Annotated in this window: 1 rRNA gene; it reads right to left on the minus strand. The window is 32.9% G+C overall.

What is annotated here, in order from left to right:
• Window positions 1-77 (minus strand): 16S ribosomal RNA (locus tag AC07E5_RS09690); the annotation flags it as partial.
• Window positions 78-777 lie beyond the last annotated feature (700 nt).

A 777-nucleotide genomic window follows, 5' to 3' on the forward strand; every position in this document is an offset into this window, starting at 1 on the left:
AACCTCGCCCGCTCGACTTGCATGTGTTAAGCCTGCCGCCAGCGTTCAATCTGAGCCATGATCAAACTCTTCAGTTAAAATCATTTTGAAGTTTTAATCTAAACTTCCAAATCTGGCTCATCAATTTCCTGACTTAAATTTCGCTCAAATAAACTTCGAGTAATTTAAACCAATCAATCAATGAAATATGTTCGATCGATCAATCAGTAAAAATCCACACAAGTTGTTCTTCATAATCTCTTAATGATCTTCTCGATGCTTCGTCAGCATCAAGCTAGGTCGGCTATACTACTCTCTATTTCCAGAAAGTCAACATGCAATGTTGATTTTATTTTCAAACCCATCTACTCAAAACAAACTCAATTAATCTTAAACCAATCAACCAAGCTATTGTTTTTCAACAAGTTTTTATCAACATCGCCGCCGATGGATGTGCATTATAGGCCAAATATTTTGCCATGCAAGGCTTTTTGTAAAAGAAATATTTCGAGTGTTTATTTTATAAACCCAAAAATAGATAAACTACTGTTTTATCTCATAAATTTATTTTAATAAAAATCTGTGCAATTCTTCAAAATACAATCACAAGATTTAATCTATTGTTTTATATGAAATTGTTCTAATAAAAAAGTAAAAAGCAGAGCCTAAACCCACTGCTGTCCCATAGTTTGCTTTAAATAAAAAAACCTGAGTCCTAACAGTTAAAATATGAGTGCAAACAAACACTTTAACGACCAGGATTCAGGTTTTGTCACATCAGAATACCGTATTTCATGA

Source organism: Acinetobacter seohaensis, assembly GCF_056431365.1.